Raw genomic sequence first — 4,812 nt, forward strand, 5'->3', positions numbered from 1 at the left:
CGACTTCGGGGGCCCCGCGATCAGCGGGGATCCTTTACCGGCCGGAGGTCGGAAGCGCGAGGGATATGGAGGGCGTCAGTCCCGCAACGCGGGATGAGCGAATAGCGAACCCGGAGAAGCCCGACCCGAAGGGCGCGCCAAAGGCCATGCCTCACTGAGAGAAGTCCTGCTTGGCTTGTTGGCTGGTTGCCACCGTCACATAATCTCCCAACGTATTGATCCGTTCGTTGTACCTCCGCCCTTTCACACCTTTGATCAGATACACATTCGGGCTGCCTTTAAGCGCCTGAGTAGGCAAAGGCAATCCAAATGCTTCAAGCGTGGTTTCGTCCGTCACTCTCAGAACAGAGATCAAATCGTGATTGACCAGAATATCGATCGCCTGCCGAACATCCTTGCTGAAAAGCCCTGCTCGCTTCTGGATCTGATCGTAAGAAATCAGTGAAACGTTTGTGTCTCGTTGACACACTGACAGCAGAAGCAGGTATATCACCAGGCCATTCATCGCCGCTTTCCCTCGACTCGGATAATCCGCAAGCATGATGGGAAGGTCACTTGAGTAGCGGCGCATACCAAACAAATGCCCCTTCGGTAATTTGACGTGTCCTTTCCACTCCTCCGGCTTCTTCGGATCCAGCCCCTTGATTCTGTAAACCAGAGGTTTGTACCCCAGCCGTTCGATCGCGTCTGCAGCTTCCAGCAGTTTGAGACCTTCGCACACCATCGCCCTGGACAGCTTGAGATACAGTTGGATTTCCTCGTAGGTGGTTCGCAAACAGTGCTTACCCGCGTTCCTCTCTTGTTTCTTGTCATCGGCCATCGCCACCAACGCAATATAGATCTTTAATGCGGCAATAACCTCGCCAGGGGTCGGCTTTCGAGGGAGCCCTAACGGCAAAGGCAGCCCCAACATCACCTCCCAACGCTCCACACGTGTCGCACTTGCCAAAAGCCAAGGAGAGCCCCCCACCTTGCCCAGCCAATGACGGGGCATTGGCGAAAAGCGATCTGCCTTCACACTTGTGCTTTCGTCGCTCATCTCAAAGTCCTTTATAAATCACGGCGAGCGCCACCAGGGCCATCGAGAGTATGGCTAAATTCTCTGTGGGCATACCATTGGCTGCAGCGATAAAGCTTTCCAACCAGGTTGGTGAATCGGTCATGTTGCAGGCTCCTGTTTATCAAGCATGCAACGAATTTAAACTGACTGCGCGCAGATCTCTAGAATACAGAATTGCCAAATTTAACGGTTATATGTTTTAACACAATAGTTTAGATAATTTTTGATAGTTCATGAAAAGTACTCATTTAGTAACTGTGGCTTTTCGTGCGTCGACAATGCATTTTCCCAGGGAAACCATAGGTATTCGACAGTATCGGTACAACCAATCCCTGATCGGCTGAGGCTTGCGCCGCTGATATTCAGCGACGCCACCAAAATGACCTAGTGCAAATCGCCAAACCCGCGACCACGACTAAGACAGGTACGACTACCCACCAGGTCGAAGCCCCAAATGCCACCATCGTTCCCATAGAGCCCAAGCCCACGGTGACAATCGTCGCAGCCAGCTTGTTCAATCCGATATCTATTTCTTTGCTTTCTTTCATTCGATTACCTCGCTCTCTTTCAATATTTCTTAACCTATTTATACCGTTGGACACTGTTCTCGCTTCAGGCTGCAAAAACGTATTCACCCACCACTGCCTGCTCGTAATTCGGTCCAGGTAATCTCTATTTATAAAAAGCTCGCTTTAACCGACATCAACGGAAACACCCCGTCCTTTCGGCGACCGGCCTTACGATTTTCAGAGCTTTCAATACAACAAGGTTTCGTGGACTGAAAAAGTTGGCGAGTCGCTTTTTGCGCCTCATATCGGGGCTACTGAAATGCAGAAATTGAACGGCTATCTTGCGTGGTGAGGCAGTCCGATTGGAATTTCAAAAATATCGGCGCGGTGGGATCTCTGAGAAGTCAGGATTTAGAGGGGGGGGTTAGTCCCGCAACGCGGGATCAACGAATAGCTCATCCAGCGAAGCGTGGCCGGAAGGATGTGCCTTCTTTTCCCGAAGGGTGGGCTGGACCCATTAAAGGTCCAGCCCTGCGGGCTCGGCAGCGCCCCAGAAATCGGCACCGAAAAGATAGCCGCGCGCGGCTTCGGTGACGGGAATTTCCGGTCGCTGTCGGTTGAAAAAATAGCAGCGCTCAAACGGCATCAAGGTGATTCGTTCATCGAATCCCGCCGGTAGCGCTTCCAAACAATCCACTAGGGCACCATCGGCAAAGGCGAACACGGTGCGGACGCCCTCGGAGATTACTCTCTCCCATGTTTTTTTGGACACGACAAACCGGACATTCTCCAGACCCACGGCCCGTGCGTAGCCAACCACCTTGCCCTTATCAGGGCCTTCCATCGCCTGAATGGAAAAGAAATTCGGCTTTAACAAATTGCGATAGACGCGCACTCTCATTCCGACCTGGACGCTTCGCTCCCTATAAGGCACAAACATCACTCCCCTCCCCTATCAGTTTCCGGCCGGAAACTCCGGCCGGATCCTTTCCCCTAGTTGAGCAGCGAACCGAGTCGCATTTCAGTTTCGGCCACTGTCGGCGTGAGGGCCATACCGCACAACCCCATCAGAGTGGCAGCAGTACCTTTGACCCCATCGGATGTTTTCTGCATCCGGCCAGCCACCACACACCGACCTTCCCAAACCGGAGCGGTCCTATCTGGCACCAGGTTTTCCAGCTTTTCCATTGCTTCAAACCTATCCACGCCCTCCGTTTTCCCATACACCAAGTATTTGTTCACCATTTCAGCACCGTATAACCCGAGGGCTTCCAGGAACACGGCATGCCCGACCACGTATTGCTCACGTAGCTCCTGCGCGGAAATCTTCCCTGATAGCATCAGATCCCACATCGGTACATGGGCGCGCGCCTTTTCAAGAAAAAGAATGACGCCTTCTTTCGCGTCTCTCAGGTAGGCTTCGTCGTAATCGACAATGCTCCGTTTGGTAAGGTCGGTCAGATTGGAAATGAATTTCTTGAAGCTCACCAGGTTCCACAGCTTAAAGCTCTTCGGGCCCACACTGCCCGATTCAAATTCAACCCGGCTCCGAAATTCAGGAATCTCTTTGAGCAGATCCAGAACAAACCCATTGAACGGATCCCGCTGGTCATACAGAGCACTCAGCGAGCTACTCGGTTTCTTGGCGTTTGCATTGATGTCGGCAAACATCTGCTGGCTCCGCTTCAATCCCTGATCAAAAAACAAAGTCACACAGACGGTTTCCTCACCCAGGATCGGCATGGATTCCAAGGCCAATTCGATGCCCCGGCGCCGGTGTTGGCCATCGTTGATCAGCATTACGGCGTCCATTGGAATGTGAAGAACCCCCACCCGAGCGCCGGCGCCAGAAACCTGCAAACCTTCGAACGCCATTTCACTGCTCACGCTCGCCGTAATTGCCGGCAGGACGTATTCGTGACGATTCTCAAGGATGTAATCAGCGATATCCCGAGCATGGCGCTCATTGAGATGACGTTGGGCCCGCGCTTCAGGTGGCAAGGTATCCTCATCAAATCGAAACAACTTCACCAGGTACTTAAAAGGAATCTGGGCGGTATAGAACTCATTGCCCGCCTGAATTCCTTTCACGGCTGGGAAGCTGTAAGTGATCTCAGAGCGCTCCGACACATTAGCCTCGATGGCATTGATTCGCGCCATACGCTCGGCAAACTCCTGGCGCTGGGCCTCTTCCTCGTCTAGCTTGGCTGCTGCGCGCTCTCCGAACTCAGCCTTGAGCTCATCTACAGTCAGACCAAGATCTTCCAACCAGGAAGCGAAGAAATCCGGCCGCTCAATTGGTGTGCCTCGCTCTTGAAGAATTAGGTCTCGTGCCAGGCTCAAGCCCAAACGCTCGTGCCGCTCCTGCTTTGCCTGGGCCACCAAACTTGGGACCACATCGCCAACAGCGTGCCCATAAGGCGCGTCAATCATGGCAATGCGCTCGGGATAATCAGCCTTCCGCTGTAGGGTTCGCCAACGCTCGTCGGCTGTCTCCTGACTCTTGTGGCGACTAATGATTTTTCCCTCCTCGAAAGTCTCGGAGAAGGACTTAGTGATGGTAACGCGCTCCAAGGCAATAACGTAGAACATGGTATTTTCCTCTGGTTCTGAGAGTTTCCGGGCGGAAACATGGGGGCTTTCGCCCCCTCCTGGTTAGTCGAGAAGACGGTAGATTTTGGAGGCCTCTGGATGGTCACCAACGACTTCCATTAGCTTGTCGTAGGTTTCCAAGAGGTATGCGTCTTCCGGGAATTTGTGCATTCCATAGGAACTGGCATAAATGGTCAGAACCAGGCCAGCGGCATCAGCGCTCATGGTTTCATCCGCATAGTTCAGCGGGCTTACCAAGCGCACCGGCTCGTCGGTACTCAGAGACATATAAAGCGCGTCATTCGAGGTGATATTAAGATCCCAATAGCCACCGTTGTACGCTTCGTTGAAGGTGTTCATGAAGCTGAACACAAACATTTCCAGGTTCACGCAACGATCGCCCCAGTATTGGTGCATTGTTTCTGCGCGTTGGAGGGTCGGAACACGGGTAAAAAACTCAGGGAGAGCTTGTGCAGTAGTCATAGCAAATATCCTAACTCGCCTCGATGACCGCCGGCGTATCGCGGTGGCCAGCACCCCGCTGACCATGTGATTATTATCGGTTTTCCTTCCCTTCCTGTCAATCTCTTTGTATACCTTTCAAAGAATAAAAACCCATATAAATCAGCCCTCTTTGTGCATCTTCGTCTA

The 4,812-nt window shown here is 52.6% G+C and carries 5 protein-coding genes; all 5 read right to left on the reverse strand.

Annotated elements, in window-relative coordinates; all coding sequences use genetic code 11:
- Window positions 1-151 precede the first annotated feature (151 nt).
- The gene (locus tag MDHKLMBL_RS20485; RefSeq protein ID WP_104272550.1) at window positions 152-1,039 is read right to left on the reverse strand and encodes a hypothetical protein; all 888 of its coding nucleotides are present in this window, start codon (window positions 1,037-1,039) and stop codon (window positions 152-154) included.
- 1 nt (window position 1,040) lies between these two features.
- Window positions 1,041-1,163 carry a hypothetical protein gene (locus tag MDHKLMBL_RS21315; protein WP_274540928.1) on the reverse strand — a complete coding sequence of 41 codons (123 nt, stop codon included), beginning with the start codon at window positions 1,161-1,163 and terminating at the stop codon, window positions 1,041-1,043.
- Between the two features lie 923 nt (window positions 1,164-2,086).
- Window positions 2,087-2,509: a L5-gp82 domain-containing phage-derived protein gene (locus MDHKLMBL_RS20490; RefSeq protein WP_482805320.1), complete on the reverse strand. Its 423-nt coding sequence runs from the start codon at window positions 2,507-2,509 to the stop codon at window positions 2,087-2,089.
- Window positions 2,510-2,562: 53 nt separating this feature from the next.
- The gene (locus MDHKLMBL_RS20495) at window positions 2,563-4,161 is read right to left on the reverse strand and encodes a DNA sulfur modification protein DndB (protein WP_104272552.1); all 1,599 of its coding nucleotides are present in this window, start codon (window positions 4,159-4,161) and stop codon (window positions 2,563-2,565) included.
- A gap of 63 nt (window positions 4,162-4,224) precedes the next feature.
- Window positions 4,225-4,644 carry an antirestriction protein gene (locus tag MDHKLMBL_RS20500; protein WP_091643496.1) on the reverse strand — a complete coding sequence of 140 codons (420 nt, stop codon included), beginning with the start codon at window positions 4,642-4,644 and terminating at the stop codon, window positions 4,225-4,227.
- Window positions 4,645-4,812 lie beyond the last annotated feature (168 nt).

Source organism: Marinobacter flavimaris (assembly GCF_002933295.1).
Classification (GTDB): Bacteria; Pseudomonadota; Gammaproteobacteria; order Pseudomonadales; family Oleiphilaceae; genus Marinobacter; species Marinobacter flavimaris.